The 18,978-nt window shown below is 70.6% G+C and carries 14 protein-coding genes; 4 read left to right on the top strand and 10 right to left on the bottom strand.

Annotation, left to right across the window (positions count from 1 at the left end; genetic code table 11):
• Window positions 1–418 precede the first annotated feature (418 nt).
• Complete coding sequence (locus ACIQM0_RS26150) at window positions 419–2,947, top strand: ATP-dependent Clp protease ATP-binding subunit (protein ID WP_363029574.1); 2,529 nt, start codon at window positions 419–421, stop codon at window positions 2,945–2,947.
• 83 nt (window positions 2,948–3,030) lie between these two features.
• On the opposite strand, the gene ACIQM0_RS26145 is transcribed toward ACIQM0_RS26150, so the two are convergent.
• Both ACIQM0_RS26145 and ACIQM0_RS26140 read right to left on the bottom strand, forming a co-directional pair.
• Entirely contained in the window at window positions 3,031–6,255 is a 3,225-nt protein-coding gene (locus tag ACIQM0_RS26145; RefSeq protein WP_401290918.1) for an NACHT domain-containing protein, read from the bottom strand.
• Entirely contained in the window at window positions 6,252–6,644 is a 393-nt protein-coding gene (locus ACIQM0_RS26140; RefSeq protein WP_401290915.1) for a trypco2 family protein, read from the bottom strand. Before ACIQM0_RS26140 ends, ACIQM0_RS26145 begins: the two co-directional genes overlap by 4 nt.
• 460 nt (window positions 6,645–7,104) lie before the next feature.
• On the opposite strand from ACIQM0_RS26140, the gene ACIQM0_RS26135 reads away from it, so the two are divergent.
• Window positions 7,105–7,812: a M23 family metallopeptidase gene (locus tag ACIQM0_RS26135; RefSeq protein ID WP_401290912.1), complete on the top strand. Its 708-nt coding sequence runs from the start codon at window positions 7,105–7,107 to the stop codon at window positions 7,810–7,812.
• A 20-nt stretch (window positions 7,813–7,832) separates the two neighbouring features.
• On the opposite strand, the gene ACIQM0_RS26130 is transcribed toward ACIQM0_RS26135, so the two are convergent.
• Complete coding sequence (locus ACIQM0_RS26130) at window positions 7,833–8,417, bottom strand: TetR/AcrR family transcriptional regulator (RefSeq protein ID WP_401290910.1); 585 nt, start codon at window positions 8,415–8,417, stop codon at window positions 7,833–7,835.
• Between the two features lie 123 nt (window positions 8,418–8,540).
• Here ACIQM0_RS26130 and ACIQM0_RS26125 point away from each other — a divergent pair, with 123 nt between their 5' ends.
• Window positions 8,541–10,124, top strand: a complete 1,584-nt coding sequence (locus ACIQM0_RS26125; protein WP_401290907.1) for an MDR family MFS transporter — start codon at window positions 8,541–8,543, stop codon at window positions 10,122–10,124.
• A 77-nt stretch (window positions 10,125–10,201) separates the two neighbouring features.
• Here ACIQM0_RS26125 and cseC read toward each other — a convergent pair whose 3' ends face one another.
• The 5 genes from cseC to ACIQM0_RS26100 all read right to left on the bottom strand — a co-directional run bounded on the left by cseC (window position 10,202) and on the right by ACIQM0_RS26100 (window position 14,811).
• The gene (gene cseC, locus ACIQM0_RS26120) at window positions 10,202–11,593 is read right to left on the bottom strand and encodes a two-component system sensor histidine kinase CseC (RefSeq protein ID WP_401290904.1); all 1,392 of its coding nucleotides are present in this window, start codon (window positions 11,591–11,593) and stop codon (window positions 10,202–10,204) included.
• Complete coding sequence (gene cseB, locus ACIQM0_RS26115) at window positions 11,590–12,297, bottom strand: two-component system response regulator CseB (RefSeq protein ID WP_401290902.1); 708 nt, start codon at window positions 12,295–12,297, stop codon at window positions 11,590–11,592. The genes cseC and cseB overlap by 4 nt, the downstream gene beginning before the upstream one ends.
• Window positions 12,298–12,307: 10 nt before the next feature.
• Window positions 12,308–13,045 (bottom strand): hypothetical protein, encoded by a 738-nt coding sequence (locus ACIQM0_RS26110; protein WP_401290900.1) that lies wholly within the window; start codon window positions 13,043–13,045, stop codon window positions 12,308–12,310.
• Window positions 13,033–13,671 carry a SigE family RNA polymerase sigma factor gene (locus ACIQM0_RS26105; RefSeq protein WP_363029592.1) on the bottom strand — a complete coding sequence of 213 codons (639 nt, stop codon included), beginning with the start codon at window positions 13,669–13,671 and terminating at the stop codon, window positions 13,033–13,035. Before ACIQM0_RS26105 ends, ACIQM0_RS26110 begins: the two co-directional genes overlap by 13 nt.
• Window positions 13,672–13,908: 237 nt before the next feature.
• The gene (locus ACIQM0_RS26100) at window positions 13,909–14,811 is read right to left on the bottom strand and encodes an A/G-specific adenine glycosylase (protein ID WP_401290897.1); all 903 of its coding nucleotides are present in this window, start codon (window positions 14,809–14,811) and stop codon (window positions 13,909–13,911) included.
• 460 nt (window positions 14,812–15,271) lie between these two features.
• Between ACIQM0_RS26100 and ACIQM0_RS26095 the strand changes: the two genes are divergently transcribed.
• Entirely contained in the window at window positions 15,272–16,114 is an 843-nt protein-coding gene (locus ACIQM0_RS26095) for a hypothetical protein (RefSeq protein ID WP_401290895.1), read from the top strand.
• A gap of 79 nt (window positions 16,115–16,193) precedes the next feature.
• On the opposite strand, the gene disA is transcribed toward ACIQM0_RS26095, so the two are convergent.
• Both disA and radA read right to left on the bottom strand, forming a co-directional pair.
• A complete protein-coding gene (disA, locus tag ACIQM0_RS26090; RefSeq protein WP_363029598.1) occupies window positions 16,194–17,318 on the bottom strand; it encodes a DNA integrity scanning diadenylate cyclase DisA in 1,125 nt (374 codons plus the stop codon).
• A gap of 124 nt (window positions 17,319–17,442) precedes the next feature.
• A complete protein-coding gene (gene radA, locus ACIQM0_RS26085) occupies window positions 17,443–18,855 on the bottom strand; it encodes a DNA repair protein RadA (RefSeq protein ID WP_385034983.1) in 1,413 nt (470 codons plus the stop codon).
• Window positions 18,856–18,978 lie beyond the last annotated feature (123 nt).

Raw genomic sequence — 18,978 nt, 5'->3', positions numbered from 1 at the left:
TCCCGATCCGGCCCAGGAGTTACGCAGCGTCCTCGACCGAACGCGTAAGGTGTCCGGGTTGGGGGCGTACGGGCGCATTCATGAGTACCAAGATGTTCGCCCGTAGCGGAGGGAACCCGCGTGCGCCGCATGGACTGTCTGTAATTGCGGGTAAGACATCCCTAGTGGGGAGGGGCGACACGCAGCCACCGGACGTCTCACGTTCGCCATCGGCGTACTGGCGATAGGGGTATCTGCCTGGCCTGCGGGAACATCGTCTCGCACCATCGGGTTGGAGCAGTTGTCGGCGTTCGGGGCAGGAGGCCTTCGCGGGTGTCGGCAGTTGAAATGAGCGGTCCCCGCTTGCGGGACTAAGCTGCGGAAGGACAGGGAGGGGACCGACCCCTTACTGCCTGACCGCTCTGAGGAGCGATTAACGATGTTCGAGAGGTTCACCGACCGCGCGCGGCGGGTTGTCGTCCTGGCTCAGGAAGAAGCCCGGATGCTCAACCACAACTACATCGGCACCGAGCACATCCTCCTGGGCCTGATCCACGAGGGTGAGGGTGTCGCCGCTAAGGCCCTGGAGAGCCTCGGGATTTCGCTCGAGGCGGTCCGCCAGCAGGTGGAGGAGATCATCGGTCAGGGCCAGCAGGCCCCGTCCGGCCACATCCCCTTCACTCCCCGGGCAAAGAAGGTCCTGGAGCTGTCGCTCCGCGAGGCCCTTCAGCTCGGCCACAACTACATCGGCACCGAGCACATCCTGCTCGGCCTGATCCGCGAGGGCGAGGGCGTCGCCGCCCAGGTCCTCGTGAAGCTGGGCGCCGACCTGAACCGGGTGCGCCAGCAGGTCATCCAGCTGCTCTCCGGATACTCGGGCGGCAAGGAGGCGGCCACAGCGGGCGGCCCCGCGGAGGGCACGCCCTCCACCTCCCTGGTGCTGGACCAGTTCGGCCGGAATCTCACCCAGGCCGCTCGTGAATCCAAGCTCGACCCGGTCATCGGGCGCGAGAAGGAGATCGAGCGGGTCATGCAGGTGCTGTCCCGCCGCACGAAGAACAACCCTGTCCTCATCGGCGAGCCCGGTGTCGGCAAGACGGCGGTCGTCGAGGGCCTGGCCCAGGCCATCGTCAAGGGCGAGGTGCCCGAGACCCTCAAGGACAAGCACCTCTACACCCTCGACCTCGGTGCGCTGGTCGCCGGTTCCCGCTACCGCGGTGACTTCGAGGAGCGCCTGAAGAAGGTGCTCAAGGAGATCCGCACCCGCGGCGACATCATCCTGTTCATCGACGAGCTCCACACCCTGGTGGGTGCGGGTGCCGCCGAGGGCGCGATCGACGCGGCGAGCATCCTCAAGCCGATGCTCGCGCGAGGTGAGCTCCAGACCATCGGTGCCACGACGCTCGACGAGTACCGCAAGCACCTGGAGAAGGACGCCGCTCTCGAGCGCCGTTTCCAGCCCATCCAGGTCGCCGAGCCCTCGCTGCCGCACACCATCGAGATCCTCAAGGGTCTGCGCGACCGCTACGAGGCCCACCACCGCGTGTCCATCACGGACGAGGCGCTGGTCCAGGCCGCGACGCTGGCCGACCGGTACATCTCGGACCGCTTCCTGCCGGACAAGGCGATCGACCTGATCGACGAGGCCGGTTCCCGGATGCGCATCCGGCGGATGACCGCGCCGCCGGACCTCCGCGAGTTCGACGAGAAGATCGCGGGCGTCCGCCGTGACAAGGAGTCGGCCATCGACTCCCAGGACTTCGAGAAGGCGGCGTCTCTCCGCGACAAGGAGAAGCAGCTGCTGGCGGCGAAGGCCAAGCGCGAGAAGGAGTGGAAGGCCGGCGACATGGACGTCGTGGCCGAGGTCGACGGCGAACTCATCGCCGAGGTCCTCGCCACCGCCACCGGCATCCCGGTCTTCAAGCTGACGGAGGAGGAGTCCTCCCGTCTGCTGCGCATGGAGGACGAGCTCCACAAGCGCGTCATCGGCCAGAAGGACGCCATCAAGGCCCTCTCGCAGGCGATCCGCCGTACGCGAGCCGGTCTGAAGGACCCGAAGCGCCCCGGTGGCTCGTTCATCTTCGCCGGTCCGTCCGGTGTCGGTAAGACCGAGCTCTCCAAGACGCTCGCCGAATTCCTCTTCGGTGACGAGGACGCGCTGATCGCCCTCGACATGTCGGAGTTCAGCGAGAAGCACACGGTCTCCCGTCTCTTCGGCTCTCCCCCCGGGTACGTGGGATACGAGGAGGGCGGTCAGCTCACCGAGAAGGTGCGCCGCAAGCCGTTCTCCGTCGTCCTCTTCGACGAGGTCGAGAAGGCCCACCCCGATATCTTCAATTCCCTGCTCCAGATTCTGGAGGACGGTCGCCTGACCGACTCCCAGGGCCGGGTCGTGGACTTCAAGAACACGGTCATCATCATGACGACCAACCTCGGGACCCGGGACATCTCCAAGGGCTTCAACCTGGGCTTCGCCGCCCAGGGCGACGTGAAGACGAACTACGAGCGGATGAAGAACAAGGTCAACGAAGAGCTCAAGCAGCACTTCCGGCCCGAGTTCCTCAACCGTGTCGACGACACGGTCGTCTTCCACCAGCTCACCGAGGAAGACATCATCCAGATCGTCGACCTCATGCTCGCCAAGGTGGACGAGCGGCTGAAGGACCGCGACATGGGCATCGAGCTCAGCGCGGACGCGAAGTCGCTCCTGGCGAAGAAGGGCTACGACCCCGTGATGGGCGCCCGGCCGCTGCGCCGGACGATCCAGCGCTCGATCGAGGACATCCTCTCCGAGAAGATCCTCTTCGGTGAGCTGCGCCCCGGTCACATCGTGGTCGTCGGCACCGAGGGCGAGGGTGACGAGAAGACGTTCACCTTCCGCGGCGAGGAGAAGTCGGCTCTGCCCGACGTCCCCCCGATCGAGCAGGCGGCAGGCGGCGCCGGCCCGAACATGACGAAGGAAGCGTGACAGGCGCGTAGCGCCCGAGCGCACGGAAGGGGCTGCCCCGGACCGATTTCGACCGGACCGGGGCAGCCCCTTTTCGCTTGTGCTCAGCGGCGCACCTTGAGCCCCTCGCCGCCGGACACCTCGCCGAAGCCCGTGACGTCGACCGTGAGGTCCGGCAGCACTTCCAGCGGGGTCAGGTCGATGGCCGGACCGCGGGGGTGCGGTGTGAGCCGGAGCCTCTTCAGCGCGGGGAAGACCCGGGGGAGTGGACCGAGGTCGCTCAGTTCCCCGAACGGATTGAGCCTGAGTACGGTGACCGACGGGACCACGGCGGCGCCCAGGAACTCGGAGGCGTTCGCCCGCACCGCCAGCTCCGTCACCTGTGGGGACTGCCGGAGTGCGGCGCACAGGGGGTGAATCGCCGTGGGGGAGCGCAGTTCCAGGTCGTGCAGGCCGTCCCAGCCGTCCAGCGTGTCGATCGTCGGCCCGTGCTTGCTGCTGAGCGTCAGCGTGGTGACCAGCGGGTGTGGGGGCACGTCACTGAGCCGGTGGGCCGTGAGGACGTCGAGGTGCAGGGTGTACAGCTCGCTCGCGGCCGTGGCCCGCAGGGCGGTGAGGGGCAGGCGGCTCATGTCCAGCCGGAGCCATTTCAGCTCCGGGAGCCGGCCGAGCGGGCCGAGTTCCTGAACGTTCGGGCAGTCCGTCAATGACAGGTCCACCAGCGTTCCGGCCGTGTCCGCCAGGAAGGACAGATCCGTCAGCGCGCTGTTCTCCCGGATGGTGAGCCCGCTCCACGGCCTGCCGCGCAGCCCGGCCCGTAACTCGGCCGAGGTGAGTTCCCCGATGGCGCTCAGCTGGGTGACGGCCGGGAGATGGCGCAGGGCCGCCAGCTGGTCCACCGTGCGGATGTTCAGCCTCCGGTGCTCCAGATCCATGGTGGAGAGGACCTGCTGCGCGTAGAGGGCTGCCGGGTACCTGTCCCAGCTGTCCCGGAACGGCAGCCCGAGCGCGGGGTGTGCGAGCGCCCAGCTGCGGGCGTACGGGACGGCCTCCGCACCACCGGCCTCCGCGATCAGATCCGCGATGTGGCGGGTCTCGTCGAAGGTGAGGCCGGGATCGGCGGGGTCGGGGAGATGGCGCAGCCCGGCCGGACCGAGCCGGGCGAGCAGGCGGGCCTCCCCGAAGGAGCCGGGCGGGAACAGCGCCGCCACGGCGTCGGAGACCCGGGTACGGGTCGCGTCGTCGAGCCAGGTCGCGTGCTGCGCGCACAGCGCGGCCAGGACGTGGAGCTCGGCCTGGGTGACACTGCCGTCCGGGCTCGGCCGGGTGTCCAGCAGGCCGTTGATCAGTACGGGGTGCTCGCGGCGGCCGCAGTGTCCGGCGGACAGCAGGATGACGTCCTGCCACTGCTGGGAGTCCGCCCGGCCGATCAGTTCGTGGAGGTGGCCGCCCTCGACGAACTCCTTCGCGGCGAGGAAGTCCTGGAAGGTCCGGTGGGCGAACTGGTAGACGCCGGCGGCCCGCTCCTGGAGGACGCCGCTGCGGTTCAGCAGATGCGTCAGGATCTCCTGCGCCGAGCCCTGGCGCCTGATCTGCTCCATGCCGCGCAGCGCCTGGTCCAGCTGGTGCAGTGCCTGGTCGCGGTCCAGCTCCGACTGGCCGCCGCGCACCAGCCAGATCGCGATGCGCTGGAGGAGCTGGGCCTGCTCGTCCACGTTCATCGTGATGCCCTCGGGGGCGTCGATCCTGCGCCGCTTGTCGCGGTTGCCGAGCAGCATGGAGAGCGCGGAGTCGTACAGGCTCCAGCGGGTCTCCGGCAGGAGGCCCTGGCGCCGCCGGTGCAGGGCGCAGATCACGGCGCACAGGAGCGGGGTGCGGGCCAGGTTGCTCAGGGTGGAGTTGGTGGCGAACTGCCGGGTCAGATCGCGCTCCAGCTCGGTCAGCGTCGCGTGGTCCGGGTCGTCCAGCCGGGCCGCCCGGTGCCAGGCGGCGACGAAGGCGGCGATGTCCTCGTTCCGCATCGGCAGCAGCCGCAGCTCCTCGAAGTCCTCGGCGGCCAGCCAGTCCGGGGCCACCGCGTGCGGGCGCACGGTCGCGACGCAGCGGGTCGCCGGGTAGCGGCGCAGCAGCCGGGACAGCCAGTCGTACGCGGCCTCGCGGTCGTCCGGCGGTACCTCGTCCAGCCCGTCCACGAGCAGCAGCCCGCGACCTGACTCCAGTACCCGCCCGGCCCAGCCCTCCGGCGGGTCGTCGACGGCCGGCCGGGCGGCGGTGGCCAGCTGCCCGACGGACGGGAACGTGCTGCCCTGGGCCCGCAGGGTGCGCAGCGGGACGACGAACGGGACCAGTCCGTTGAGCGCCGTCAGCCGCGGCCCCAGGGTGCCGGCCGAGGCGTGCGCCGCCAGCCACCAGACCAGGGTGGTCTTTCCGGCGCCCGCGTCACCCCGCAGCAGTACCCGGGGGCGGTCGGCGAGCAGTGTGTCGATGCGCCGGGGCCCGGGGTGCGGGGCGGCGGGTGCTCCGGGGAGGTCGCGGGACTGCGCCTCCAGGCTGAGGTAGGCGGTGTCCAGGTCCCATTCGGAGTCGTGCCGGCCGAGCTCGTCGAGCCCGAAGATCTTGGTGCGCCGGTACGCGGCGCCGAGCGCGGCTGCGTACTCCTCCTCGTAGTGCAGATCCTTGGGGAAGTGCCCGTGGACCCGTTCGTAGGAGAGATCATGGCCGGTCTCGCGGTAGATCAGCCGGAAGGGCTCGGAGGTGACGAGCGGGCCGAGGGGGACGCACTCCACCCGCCGGCCGCCGCGCCGGGGCGGGATCTGCCGGGCGATGCCGAGCAGGACGGTGCCCGCGAAGACCGGGCCGCCGGACAGTCCGCGCAGTGCGGGGAGCTCGTGGTCGGACCCGACGGGCGGTCCGTCCAGCTCGCAGACGAGCAGATTGCGTACCCGGCCCGCCATGGGCAGCACGGTGGCGGTGTACTGGTCGGCCTCCAGTTGCTCGTCGGGGCCGAAGCGCTGCACGTCGGGGAAGCCGGTGATCTCGCAGTCGGCGAGCGTCTGGCTGCTGTGCAGGACGCCGAGCCGTACCGGGCCGACCGGGAGCAGCGGGGCGGCGGTCTCGACGAGGGCGGCGTCGAGGCCGTGGTCGATCCAGACGACGGCCGCGTCCGTGCGGCCGGTGAGGTCCGGGTGCGCGACGGAGCAGCGGCCGCCGCCCTTGACGACGTGGGCGCAGGTCAGCACCAGCCGGTCGGTGAGCAGGACGCCGCTGCCCTGGACGGAACCGGTGCCCAGGACCACGACGGTGCGGTCCGCGGGCTGCACGGTTCTCACGGCCGGGGCCGCCCCTGGCCGAACCCTGCCGTGCTCCCGTCGCTCTCGTGGCCGATCCGCCAGGCCTCGCCGGTCGTGCCGTCGCGGGGTTTCAGGGTGAGGGCGACCTTGTGGGTCTGCCCGGTGGTGCGGCCCGCGTCGGCGCCGGCCTCCACCACCCAGGCCTTCACCCGGGTGGAGCCCTTGACCTCCTTGCGGAGTTCGAGGGTGAACTCCATCTGGATGTCGCCGACCTCGAAGGCCAGCGGGCGGCCGGTGCCGCGGGCGGCGGCCTCGATGAGCTGGTTGCGGACCGACTCGACGGCGTCGGCGAGCTCGATGCCGTCGAACCGTCCTGTGTCCGGCGTCGTACCGCCGTTTCCGCCCGTGCCTGCGGTGTTGCCGGTCATGTGGTCCCCCCGGGAGCCGATCGGTTCTCGCCGTATCAGCGTAGTCAGGTTGCCCGCCGAAGGTCCCGAATCGGACGGCCTTTGGTCCCACCGGCGGTGACAAGGCGCACAGCCCTTTCGAGGCCTACTAGGCGGCTTAGGAGAAGGTGCCCGGATCGCGGGTGGGACCTTCGGCCCTGTGGCCGGCGGGACCTTGGGGACTGCTGGGTGAAGTGCCCCGATAACGGGGCCATGTCCGATTAGGGCGGTTTGGAACTGGGGTTAAACGTCTCCGGACGGAGAGATCCGAGGGCGTCGGGAGGGGTGGGGGCCGGGACCCGCGGAACTGAATTCCCGGGGCTTCTTCTACGGCTTTTCTTCGTAGATGGGGGGTTTGAGTACAGGCGGGGGTGCGGGTTACCAAGGGATAGCCAGCCCGGCCGGAGTGCCGGGAGCAGTCATCTCCGGAGGTTTTCCGCTTATGTCGAAGCGCGTTACGTTCAAGCACTCCCACCGCCCGTCCGCTTCCCGTGTGCGCGGTGCCGTGGTGGCGGCCGGTCTGGGTACGTCGATGGTTCTCGGTGCGGGCGCTGCGTTCGCGGCCGGCACGACGGGGACCGCCGCCACCGCGAGCCCGGCGAGCGCCACCGCGGCCGACTCGGTCGCCAAGCAGGCGGCCGCACAGGGCAAGGCCGCCGAGCACACGGCCGCGAAGAAGGCCGATGCGGCGAAGAAGAAGGCCGAGGCCAAGAAGAAGGCAGCGAAGAAGCTTCGCTGGGAGACCCCGGTCCGTCACTACCAGCTGAGCGCGAGCTTCGGCAACGACGGCAGCCGCTGGTCGCACAAGCACTCCGGCCAGGACTTCGCCGTGCCGATCGGCACCAAGGTCGAGGCCGCGCACAAGGGCACCATCGTGAAGGCCGGCCCGAACGGCGGCGGCGACGGTCCCGCGTACGGCAACGCCGTCGTGATCAAGCACAGCAACGGCACGTACTCGCAGTACGCGCACCTCTCGAAGATCGACGTGCGCATCGGCCAGCACGTGGACAAGGGCCAGAAGATCGCCCTGTCCGGCAACACCGGCAACTCCAGTGGTCCGCACCTGCACTTCGAGATCCGGACCACCGCGAACTACGGTTCCGCGGTCAACCCGGTCAACTACCTCCACAAGGTGGGCGTCAAGGTCTGACCGGCCGCGACACCGATCCGCTACTGGTCGGAACCCGGGGCATGCGCCTGGGTCACCAGATCGACGGCGACCTCCAGGACGGCCTTGCGCTTGTCCTCGGGGTCGCCTTCGACGTCCTTGAGGGCGAACATGCCGGCGTGCATCGTGAAGAGCGCGCTGAAGCACCGCACCTGGTCGACGAGCGGTGCGTCGTCGTCCCTGATCAGCTCGATGAGCCCCAGGACCCGGCCCTTGATCGTGTTGCCGATGCTCAGGTCGCGTACGGTCGCCTGGTTCTCCTGCATGAAGCGGAAGAGCGGAGCGGCCTTGGTCAGCGCCTCGCTGTAGCGGCCGAGGAGTTCCTTCTTCGTCTCCAGGGTGCGCGGCTGCTCCCGCCCCCAGGCGATCAGCTCCTCGACGGGCCGGTTGAGGTCCTCGAAGATGCTGGTGAGGATGTCTTCCTTGGTCTTGAAGTGGTAATAGAGGGCGGCCTTGGTGACGTCCAGCTTCTCGGAGATCTCGCGCAGTGAGGTCTTCTCGTAGCCCTGCTCGGCGAAGAGCTCCAGAGCGACGTCCTGGATGCGCTGACGGGTGTTGCCCCGGCGCGGCTGCGGCGTGCTGCTCATGGTGCTCTCCCAAAACTTACTTGACGCCCGGCTAGTTACGGGGGTACTTTCCCCCAGTGTAGTCAACTAGCCGGGCGGCAAGTAAGTGCCTCGGTGTACAGGGGATCAGGGGAGTTGGGGATCATGTCGGACCTGAAGAAGGCGCCGGACAGGAAGGCGGAGGGCGGGCCCGCCGACCGGGCGCCAAAACGCGAGCCGCAGCAGCGCAGCGTCCGGGTGGTGGTCCTCGCCCTGATGATCGCCATGCTGCTGGCCATGCTCGACAACCTGATCGTCGGCACCGCGATGCCGACCATCGTCGGTGACCTCGGCGGGCTCGAGCACCTGTCCTGGGTCGTCACGGCCTACACCCTGGCCACCGCCGCCTCCACTCCCATCTGGGGCAAGCTCGGCGACATGTACGGGCGCAAGGGCATCTTCCTCACGTCCATCGTGATCTTCCTGATCGGTTCCGTCCTCAGCGGCATGGCCCAGGACATGGGCCAGCTGATCGGCTTCCGCGCGATCCAGGGCCTCGGCGCCGGCGGTCTGATGGTCGGCGTCATGGCGATCATCGGTGACCTCGTACCGCCCCGCGAGCGCGGCAAGTACCAGGGCATGATGGCCGGCGTCATGGCGATCGCCATGATCGGCGGACCGCTGGTCGGCGGCACCATCACCGACCACCTCGGCTGGCGCTGGAGCTTCTACATCAACCTGCCGCTGGGCGCGGTCGCGCTGATCATGATCACCGCTGTGCTGCATCTGCCCAGGCGGGAGCGTACGAAGGCGAACGTCGACTACCTCGGCGCCGGGCTGCTGACCGTCGGCATCACCTCGATCGTGCTGGTCACCACCTGGGGCGGCTCGCAGTACGACTGGAACTCCGCCATCATCATGGAGCTCATCGCGATCGGTGTCGCCGCGCTGGCCGGCTTCCTCTTCGTCGAGACGAAGGCCGCGGAACCGATCATCCCGCTGCACATTTTCCGCAACCGCAACTTCACCCTGATGTCCGTGGTCGGCTTCATGGCGGGCTTCGTGATGTTCGGCGCGGTGCTCTTCCTGCCGCTGTTCCAGCAGTCCGTCCAGGGCGCGTCCGCGACCAACTCCGGACTGCTGCTCCTGCCGATGCTGCTCGCGATGATGATCGTCTCGCTCGTCGCCGGGCGGATCACCACCAGCACCGGCAAGTACAAGATCTTCCCGGTCATCGGCTCGATCCTGATGGTGACCGGCCTCTTCCTGCTCTCGCAGATGGACACCGGCACGACCCGGTTCACCTCCGGGGTCTACATGGCCGTGCTCGGCGCGGGCATGGGCTTCCTGATGCAGATCACGATGCTCGTGGCGCAGAACAGCGTCGAGATGAAGGACATGGGCGTCGCCTCGTCCTCCACCACCCTCTTCCGCACGCTCGGCAGCTCCTTCGGCGTCGCCATCATGGGCGCGCTGTTCACCGGACGGGTGAACGACGAGATGGCCGCCCGCGGCGGCGCGGGTGCCACCACGCACGGCGCCCAGCTCGACGCGGCGAGCCTGGCGAAACTGCCGGTCCCGGTCCGCGAGGCGTACGAGTACGCGGTCTCGTCCGGCACGCACATCGCCTTCCTGGTGGGCGCCTCGGTCGGAGTGGTCGCCCTGGTGGCGGCGCTCTTCGTCAAGGAGGTGCCGCTGCGGGGCGCCGGACCGGAGACGGCCAAGGTCCCGGTGGCCGAAGCCGTGTAGGTCACGGCCGACCGAACGGTACGAGGAGGCCCCGGGGCGCACGCCCCGGGGCCTCCTCGCTGCCGCGCAGGGCCGGCTCAGCGGTCCGGCCGCTCACCCTTCGTCCGGGTGCCGCTGGCGGCGGCCTTCCTGCCGTCCGGCTCGGGACCGCGCTGTTCGCCCAGCTGGAGCATCGGGTAACTGCCGGTGTCGGTCGGCGCGTGCTCGGGCAGCCACAGCACGGCGATCGCCCCGCCGGTCCCCTCGGCCGCGCCCTCGGGGGCGGCGTTGCGGAAGGTCAGCCGGGCGCCGAGCACCCGCGCCTGACCGGCCGCGATCGTCAGCCCGAGGCCGTGACCGTGGCCCGCCCGGTCGGTGCTGCCGGTACGGAACCGGCTCGGGCCCTCACGCAGCAGCGCCGCCGGGAAGCCCGCACCGTGGTCGCGGATCCGCACCACCCGGCCCTCGACCGTGACCTCCACCGGGGTGGAGCCGTGCTTGGCGGCGTTGCCCAGCAGATTGCCCAGGATGCGCTCCAGCCGGCGCGGATCGGTGCTGACCCACGACTCGTGGACCACCTGGACCCGCACCTCCGGGTCCAGCAGCGCGATCCGGCGGCTCACGAAGTCGCCCAGCGCGACCTCCTGCAGCTCGGCCCGCTCGGACGCGCTGTCCAGCCGGGCCACCTCCAGCACGTCCTCGACCAGCGTGCGCATCGCCTGCGCCCGGTCCCGTACGAGCTCCGTGGGGCGGCCCGGCGGCAGCAGCTCGGCCGCCGTCAGCAGCCCCGTCACCGGGGTGCGCAGCTCGTGCGCGATGTCCGCGGTGACCCGGCGCTCGGCCTCGATCCGCTCGTTCAGCGCGTCCGTCAGGGCGTCCACCGCACCGGCCAGCTCATCGGTCTCGTCCCGGACGACGCCGCCGACGGCGTCCCTGACCCGGACCTCCGTATTGCCCTGCGCGACCTTCCCGGCCGCGGCCGCCGCCTTGCGCAGCCGGCGTGACAGCTGGCCGCCGATCAGTACCCCCAGCGCGCAGCCGCCGAAGACCACGGAGACCGATCCGATGACCAGGGCCCGGTCGAGATCGCCCATGATCGTGGTGGAGCGGTCGGCGAAGCGGGTGTGCAGCGAGAGCACGTCGCCGTTGGGCAGCGGTACCGCCGCCCAGACGTCCGGGACCCCGCCGCCGTCCTCCACATGCGTGGCACGCCGGTTCTTCCGGGTCTCCTGGCGCAGGCTCTTCGGCATCGTCGGGTCGTTGAGCTTCGCGCCGAAGCGGGGATCGGCCTTCTTCGTCTTCGTCGCCTCGTAGAGCAGCTGGGCGTAGGTCAGCCGCTCCAGCTGGACCTCGCGGGCGTTCTCCAGCATCGAGACCCTGGCCGCGTTGTGCACGACCAGGCTCAGCGCGACCGCGATCAGGGCGCCGACCGCCGCGATCGCGATGCTGATCTTCCAGCGGACACTCGTCCGCAGGGCGGGCCGCCTCATGCCCTGAGCTTGTAGCCGAAGCCGCGGACCGTCTCGATCCGGTCCTGGCCGATCTTCGTACGCAGCCGCTGCACATGGACGTCCACGACCCGGGTGTCGCCGCCCCAGCCGTAGTCCCAGACCCGCTCCAGCAGCTTGTCGCGGGAGAGCACCGTGCCGGGCGCGGACGAGAACTCCAGCAGCAGCCGCATCTCGGTCGGGGTCAGGCCCACCTGCTCGCCGGCCCTGCGCACCTCCATGCCCTCGGTGTCGATCTCCAGGTCGCCGAAGACCAGCACCCCGCCCTCCGGCCCGGCCTCCGCCCCGGCGGCGCCGCCCGGACCACCGCCCGAGGCGTGGCCGAAACGGCGCAGCACGGCACGGATCCGGGCCACCAGCACCGCGCCGTCGAAGGGCTTGGTGACGTAGTCGTCGGCCCCGGCCTCCAGGCCGAGCACCACGTCGATCGAGTCGGCGCGGGCCGACAGCATGATCACGGGAACCGTCGACTCGTCCCGGATGCGCCGGCACAGGCTCACCCCGTCCAGTCCGGGCACCATCACGTCGAGCAGGGCGATGTCGGGCCGGTCGGCCCGGAACGCGTCGAGGCCCCGGAGACCGTCGGGCATCGCGGTGACCACGAAGCCGTCCCGCTCCAGCGCCAGCTGGGTGGCCTCGCGGATGACGTCGTCGTCCTCGACGAACAGGACATGGGTCTCGGCCATCGGAAAGCTCTCAGTTCTTCGTCGGTTCCGTGGGCTCCGGGAAGTCCCCCTCCCCGGCGCCGACGGCTCGGTTGAAGTCGTTGTGCACCCGGTCCTGCTCGCTGAACCGGGTGTTCGCCCAGTGGTACGTGATCACTTCCTCGCCCGAGGGATAGGCGACCGAGTCCTTCTTCCCGTAGACCTGCGTCGTCACGACCAGGTCACCGCGGTCGATGGTCCCGTAGACCGCGGGCTGCTCGGTGGCGAACACGTTCTCGTACGCGCCGTCGCGGTACCGGTACACATAGGTACCGACGCCCACCGAGTCACCGCAGGTCATCACGTTCACGACCACGTCGGCCGCGGGGCCGCCGGTCAGCTTCCCGTACGAGGTGTCCACCGGGTACTCGTCACCGGTGCAGGCCTTCAGATCCGTCCTGACCCGTTCGCTCACCTTCGGATCCGCCTTGAGCAGGGCCACGGCGTCGACCCTGGGGGTCGGCCTCGCTCTGGACGGCGTCGTGGCGGTCGGCGTGATCTGGGCGACCGGCTGGGTGCCCGCCGGGCCCTCGTCGCGCGTACCGGTGCCACCGGTGGAGCAACTGACGGCGAACAGCCCGATGACGGCGAGCCCGGCCAGTGCCGTACTGCTCGCCGCCCATCCGGTCGGGAACCGTCTGCCTCCGGCGCCGGTCCCTCTCCCGCTTCCCCCGCCGGTGACCGCGCCGCCGCTTCCGTCGCCGTCACCGCTGCCTGTCAGGCCGCGCACCGCTCCCGCCCCCGCTCGTCATGACGCCCGATCCCCGGCGCCCCGGACCGTGTCCGGGGACGCACCGGAGCCGCCGCGGCACGGACGGCCGGACTGTGCTCCCGGTCCTCGCGGATCCGGGCCTCACGGCCCGCCTCTTCTCTGCTCTCCAGCTCCTGGCGCAGCCTCGCCAGCGCACGGTGCAGCGTGCTCTTCACCGTACCGGCCGACATGCCGAGCGCCGCCGCGGTCTCCTCCGTGCTCATCTGCTCCCAGTGTCGCAGCACGACGACGCTGCGCTGCTTGGGAGCCAGCACGCCCAGGACGTCCATCAGCAGGGCGCGGTCGGCGCGCTGCTCGGTGCCGTCCTCGATGCTGGCGTCGGGGAGCTGCTCGGTGGGGACCTCGTCCAGCTTGCGGGCCCGCCACCACTCGGTCCGGGTGTTGATCATGACGCGGCGCAGATAGGCGTCGGCGAGGGACTTGTCGGCGATGCCGTCCCAGCGCCGGTAGGTGCGGGCCAGCGCGGTCTGCAGCAGGTCCTGCGCGTCCACGGGGTCGGGGACCAGCCGGCGTGCGCTGCGCAGCAGCGCCTCCTGCCGGGTACGCACGTACTCCTCGAATCCGAGCACCTCGCCCTGCGCCATAACAACCGCCTCCGTCCCCGTGGAACCCCGTGGTACCGCTGCCAGCCGCTTGGTCGTCGGGCTGACGTCGGTGACGCTACGGAGCGGTTGTCACGAGGCTGTGCGGAGCAGCCATACGCCGACGCACGGCTGCCCATCGGTTGTGTAACAGCACAGGAGGAGTGGGGCAAAGAGGCCCCTCCGGGGGTGCGGAAGGGGTCCGCACCCGGGGCCGGGCGGGGGAGACCCGCCCGGCCGTCAGGTCAGCGGCAGCCGGTACTGGCCGCCCGCCAGCGGTTCGACGAGGCCGTCGGCGACCAGGCCGTCCAGCGCACGGGCCCGCTGCACCGGTTCCTCCCACACGGCGTCCAGCGCCGACTGCGGTACCGGTGTCACCGACTCGCGCAGCACGGCGAGCAGCCGGCCGCGCACCTGCCGGTCCGTACCGGCGTAGGTCTGGCCGCGGCGCGGGGGCCCCTGGTGCGCGGGCTTCCCGGCCAGCCGCCAGGCGCACTGCTCCGCGATCGGGCAGCGCGTGCAGTCCTCGTTCTTCGCGGTGCAGACGAGGGCCCCGAGCTCCATCGTCGCGGCGGCCCACCGCGCCGCCCGCTCGTCCTCTTCGGGCAGCAGGGCGCGGGCGAGCTTGCGCTCGGCGGCGGTGGTCGCGTTCGGCGGGTACTGGATGCCGGTCGCGGCCCGTGCGAAGACCCGGCGGACGTTCGTGTCGAGGACGGCGTGCCGCTGCCGGTAGGCGAACGAGGCCACGGCCGCCGCCGTGTACTCACCGATCCCGGGCAGCGCGAGCAGCTGGGCGTGCTCGCTCGGTACGTCGCCGCCGTGTCGTTCCGTTATTGCCTGGGCGGCCCCGTGCAGCCGCAGCGCTCGCCGGGGGTAGCCGAGCCGGCCCCAGGCGCGGACCGCCTCGCCGGGAGGGTCGGCGGCGAGGTCGGCGGGGCGCGGCCAGCGGGCCAGCCACTGTTCGTAGACCGGGAGCACCCGGTTGACGGGGGTCTGCTGCAGCATGAACTCGCTCACCATCACGCCCCAGGCGCCCGCTTCGGGGCGGCGCCAGGGCAGATCGCGGGCGTGCTGGTCGAACCACCCGATGACGGGGGTGTGGAGGGAGGCGGGGGGCGTCTGTGTCGCTGTCGTGGCAGTCATCGCACGTCCGATCCTGGCACGGAAGGGCGGACGACGGACCGGTGCACGGGGGTGTCGCCCCTCATAAGAACCCTTGGAGTGATAATGCCACCCGTCTGTCCCCACGCCACGGACCTCCGGTCCGGCAACTGGCCGCATCGGGTCCGGCGGCCCGGCCTCCTTAGGGCCCTGCGGATTCCCGTCGGGATCCCCGGCCAGGTTTCTGCCCAGGTTTCTGTCCTGGCTTCTGTCCTGGCTTCAGTTCGGGGTTTCTGTTCCGGGTTCCGTTCAGATAGGGACCATCAGGTGACGGAGGGTAGACATTCAACCCCTGTGATCACGTTGGGCGATCATCGCGGTGGCCGTTCCGTGGACAGCGGGAGCGAGAACGGGCCGCCCCGGGATGATGATCCGCAAAACTTGGCGATCAGGGCGGCGGGTGGGGCGGGAGTCGGGGCCGATCTCTCGTACAGTTTGCGCCGTGGGATCTCTGCGTAATCCGATCGGGCCGCTTCCCTCCACCATTTACTGGCGACGGAGGGCAGTAGCGGCGACGCTGATCGCGCTGCTCGCGTTGCTGGTCGTATGGGCCGTCACCTCCCGTGGTGGCAAGGGGGATCACGACGACTCCAGAGCCCGCGGCTCCGGTCCCACCGACGCGATCACGCCCGGACCCTCCGGCTCAGAACCGGCCATCAGCGAACAGCCCGGCGGGCGCGACGAGTCGGGTGACTCCGGCGGTGGCGGCGGCGGTAGCGGCTCGGACGCCGGTTCCGGCGGCGCGGGCGGCGGCAACGGCGGCTCGGGCACGGCAGGTTCCGGTTCGGACGGCGGCAACGACGGCGGTTCGGGCTCCGGTTCGGGCGGTGCGGGCGGCAGCGGCGGAACCGCCGGACAGCGGCTCCCGGCCGGCACGTCGATCCCTGACTGCACCCCCGGCGCACTGCGGTTGACCCTGAAGAGCGACGTCAGTTACGCACCCGGCGAGAAGCCGAAGTTCCGGCTGATCGCCAAGAACACCGGCTCCACCGCGTGCAAGGCCGACTTCGGTCCGAAGAGCGCGGTGCTCACCGTCACCGAGGCCGGGGGCGACGACGACGAGGTGTGGTCCTCCAAGGACTGCCCGCGCAACGCGGCCGCCGTGCTGCTGAAGGTCCCGGCGGGCGCGACCGTCGTCCACACCGTGGAGTGGAACCGCGCGAAGAGCGCCCCGAAGTGCGCCACGCCGCCGCCGGGGAGCGCCGGCCCCGGCACGTACCTGGTCGAGGCCAAGGCACCGGGCGAGCCCGTGCAGCGCGCCTCGTTCGTCCTCGCGAAGGACTGACCCGGCCGCGAAGGACCGATCCGGTCCCGAACGCCTCAACGGCTCCCGCGCGCCCCCGAAGGGCGCGCGGGAGCCGTTGTCACACGTACCGTTCGAGGATCGACGACTCGGCCAGCCGCGACAGGCCCTCGCGCACACTGCGCGCCCGCGCCTCCCCGACCCCGTCCACCGTCTGGAGATCGTCCACACTCGCCGCGAGCAGCTTCTGCAGACCGCCGAAGTGCTCCACGAGCCGGTCGATGATCGCCCCGGGCAGCCGCGGCACCTTCGCCAGCAGCCGGAAGCCGCGCGGCGAGACCGCGGAGTCCAGCGTCTCCGGGGAGCCGCTGTACCCCAGCGCCCGAGCGACGACGGGGAGTTCGAGCAGCTCGGTGTGGGACAGCGCGTCCAGCTCGGTGAGCGCCTCCGCCACCGTGCGCGACCGCTTCGCGGTCGGCTCCGGCACGTAGTCGCGCACGACCAGCTCGCGCTCCGGCTCCACACCCGCGATCAGCTCGTCGAGCTGGAGCGAGAGGAGCCGGCCGTCGGTCCCCAGCTCCACCACGTACTCGGCGATCTCGGTCGCGATCCGGCGCACCATCTCGAGGCGCTGCGCGACGGCGGTCACGTCCCGGACGGTCACCAGGTCCTCGATCTCCAGGGCGGAGAGCGTGCCCGCGACCTCGTCGAGCCGGAGCTTGTACCGCTCCAGCGTGGCGAGTGCCTGGTTGGCGCGGGAGAGGATCGCGGCGGACTCCTCCAGGACCCGGCGCTGCCCGTGTACGTACAGCGCGATGAGGTGCATCGACTGCGAGACCGAGACCACCGGGAAACTGCACTGCCTGGAGACCCGGTCCGCCGTGCGGTGGCGGGTGCCGGTCTCCTCGGTGGGGATGGAGGCGTCCGGGACCAGCTGCACGCCGGCCCGCAGGATCTTGGTCATGTCCTTGTCGAGGATCAACGCCCCGTCGAGCTTCGCCAGCTCGCGCAGCCGGGTCGCGGTGAATTCCACGTCCAGCACGAAGCCGCCGGTGCACATCGACTCGACGATCTTGTCCATGCCGAGCACGATCAGCCCGCCGGTGTTGCCACGGAGAATGCGCTCCAGGCCGTCCCGCAGGGCCATTCCGGGCGCGACGGCGGTCAACGAGGCGCGCATCAGCGCCTCGTTACCGGTGCCTTGGCCGGACTTTCCGGGCGATGCTGCCCGGTCGCTGGCTGCCACTGCACTCCTCCGGTCACAGGTTTGCGGTGCCCTTTGGGCCTCTCGTCCGGATCAGGTCTGATCCGAACGAAATACCCCACGTCCCTCATACCGTTCGTACGGACGGGCGAGACCAGGGCAAAGTCTACCGGCGTGCGCCGTCCTCCTGTGGGGCCTGTGCACGAGACCGGCGCGGGAGCACTCTCAGCGCGTCGCCCATGTTGGCGACTTCCGTGACTTTCATACCGGCCGGGACCTTCCCCGGATCGGTCGGAACCAGTGCGTGGGTAAAGCCCAGACGGTGCGCCTCGGCCAGTCTGCGCTGGACCCCGGTGACCCTTCTGACCTCGCCCGCGAGCCCCACCTCGCCGATCGCCACCAGATTCTTGGGCAGTGGTGTGTCACTCGCCGCACTGGCCAGGGCCAGCGCGATCGCGAGGTCCGCGGCGGGCTCGGTGAGCTTCACGCCGCCGACCGTGGCGCTGTAGATGTCCCGCTTGCCGAGCGAGCTGATCCGGCCGCGCTGCTCCAGTACGGCCAGCATCATCGACACCCGGGACGTTTCGAGCCCCGAGGTGGTGCGCCGGGGTGAAGGGATCTGGGAGTCGACCGTGAGCGCCTGCACCTCGGCCACCAGGGGGCGCTTGCCCTCCAGGGTGACGGTCAGACAGGTGCCGGGCACGGGTTCGTCGCGGCGGGTGAGGAAGAGTCCGGACGGATCGGCGAGGCCGGTGATGCCCTCGTCGTGGAGCTCGAAGCAGCCGACCTCGTCGGTCGCCCCGTACCGGTTCTTCACGCCGCGCACGAGCCGGAGCCGGGCATGGCGGTCCCCCTCGAAGGACAGCACCACATCGACGAGGTGCTCCAGCAGCCGGGGCCCGGCGATCGCCCCGTCCTTGGTGACGTGACCGACCAGGATGGTCGACATGCCGCGCTCCTTGGAGGCGCGGATGAGCGCCCCTGCGACCTCGCGGACCTGCGCCATGCCGCCGGGCGCGCCCTCGATCTCGGGCGAGGCCACCGTCTGCACGGAGTCCAGGACCAGCAGGGACGGCTTGACCGCGTCCAGATGGCCGAGGACCGCGGACAGATCGGTCTCGGCGGCCAGGTAGAGGTGGTCGTTGATCGCCCGGATCCGGTCGGCGCGCATCCGGACCTGGCTCGCGGACTCCTCCGCGGTGACGTAGAGCGTGTGGTGCTCGTCGCTCGCGGCCTTGGCCGCCACGTCCAGCAGCAGCGTGGACTTCCCCACGCCGGGCTCGCCCGCCAGCAGGACGACGGCACCGGGCACCAGCCCGCCGCCCAGCACCCGGTCCAGCTCGCCGACACCGGTCGAGCGGGCGGTGGCCTGCCGGCTGTCGACCTGGCCGATGGGGAGGGCGGCGGTGGAGACACGGCCGGCCGCTGTCGTCCGTACCGCGGGGGCGCCGCCGAACTCCTCGACCGTCCCCCACGCCTGGCACTCGAAGCAGCGGCCGAGCCACTTGGCGGTCGTCCAGCCGCATTCCGTGCAGCGGTAGGACGGCCGGTCCTTCGCGGATTTCGTACGGGCAGCCATGGCGCCACCGTATAGGTGACCTCGGACAGTGCCGTCCGGCGCGGTGCGGCCGGGGGGAGCGCACGCCCCTTTCCGCCGTGGAATCGGGGAATCCTGTCCGATCCCGTCCGCTTTCAAGCGATA

The sequence above is a fragment of the Streptomyces sp. NPDC091387 genome (genome assembly GCF_044756945.1).
Lineage (GTDB): Bacteria > Actinomycetota > Actinomycetes > Streptomycetales > Streptomycetaceae > Streptomyces.
This window is presented reverse-complemented; position numbering and strand designations above follow the sequence as displayed.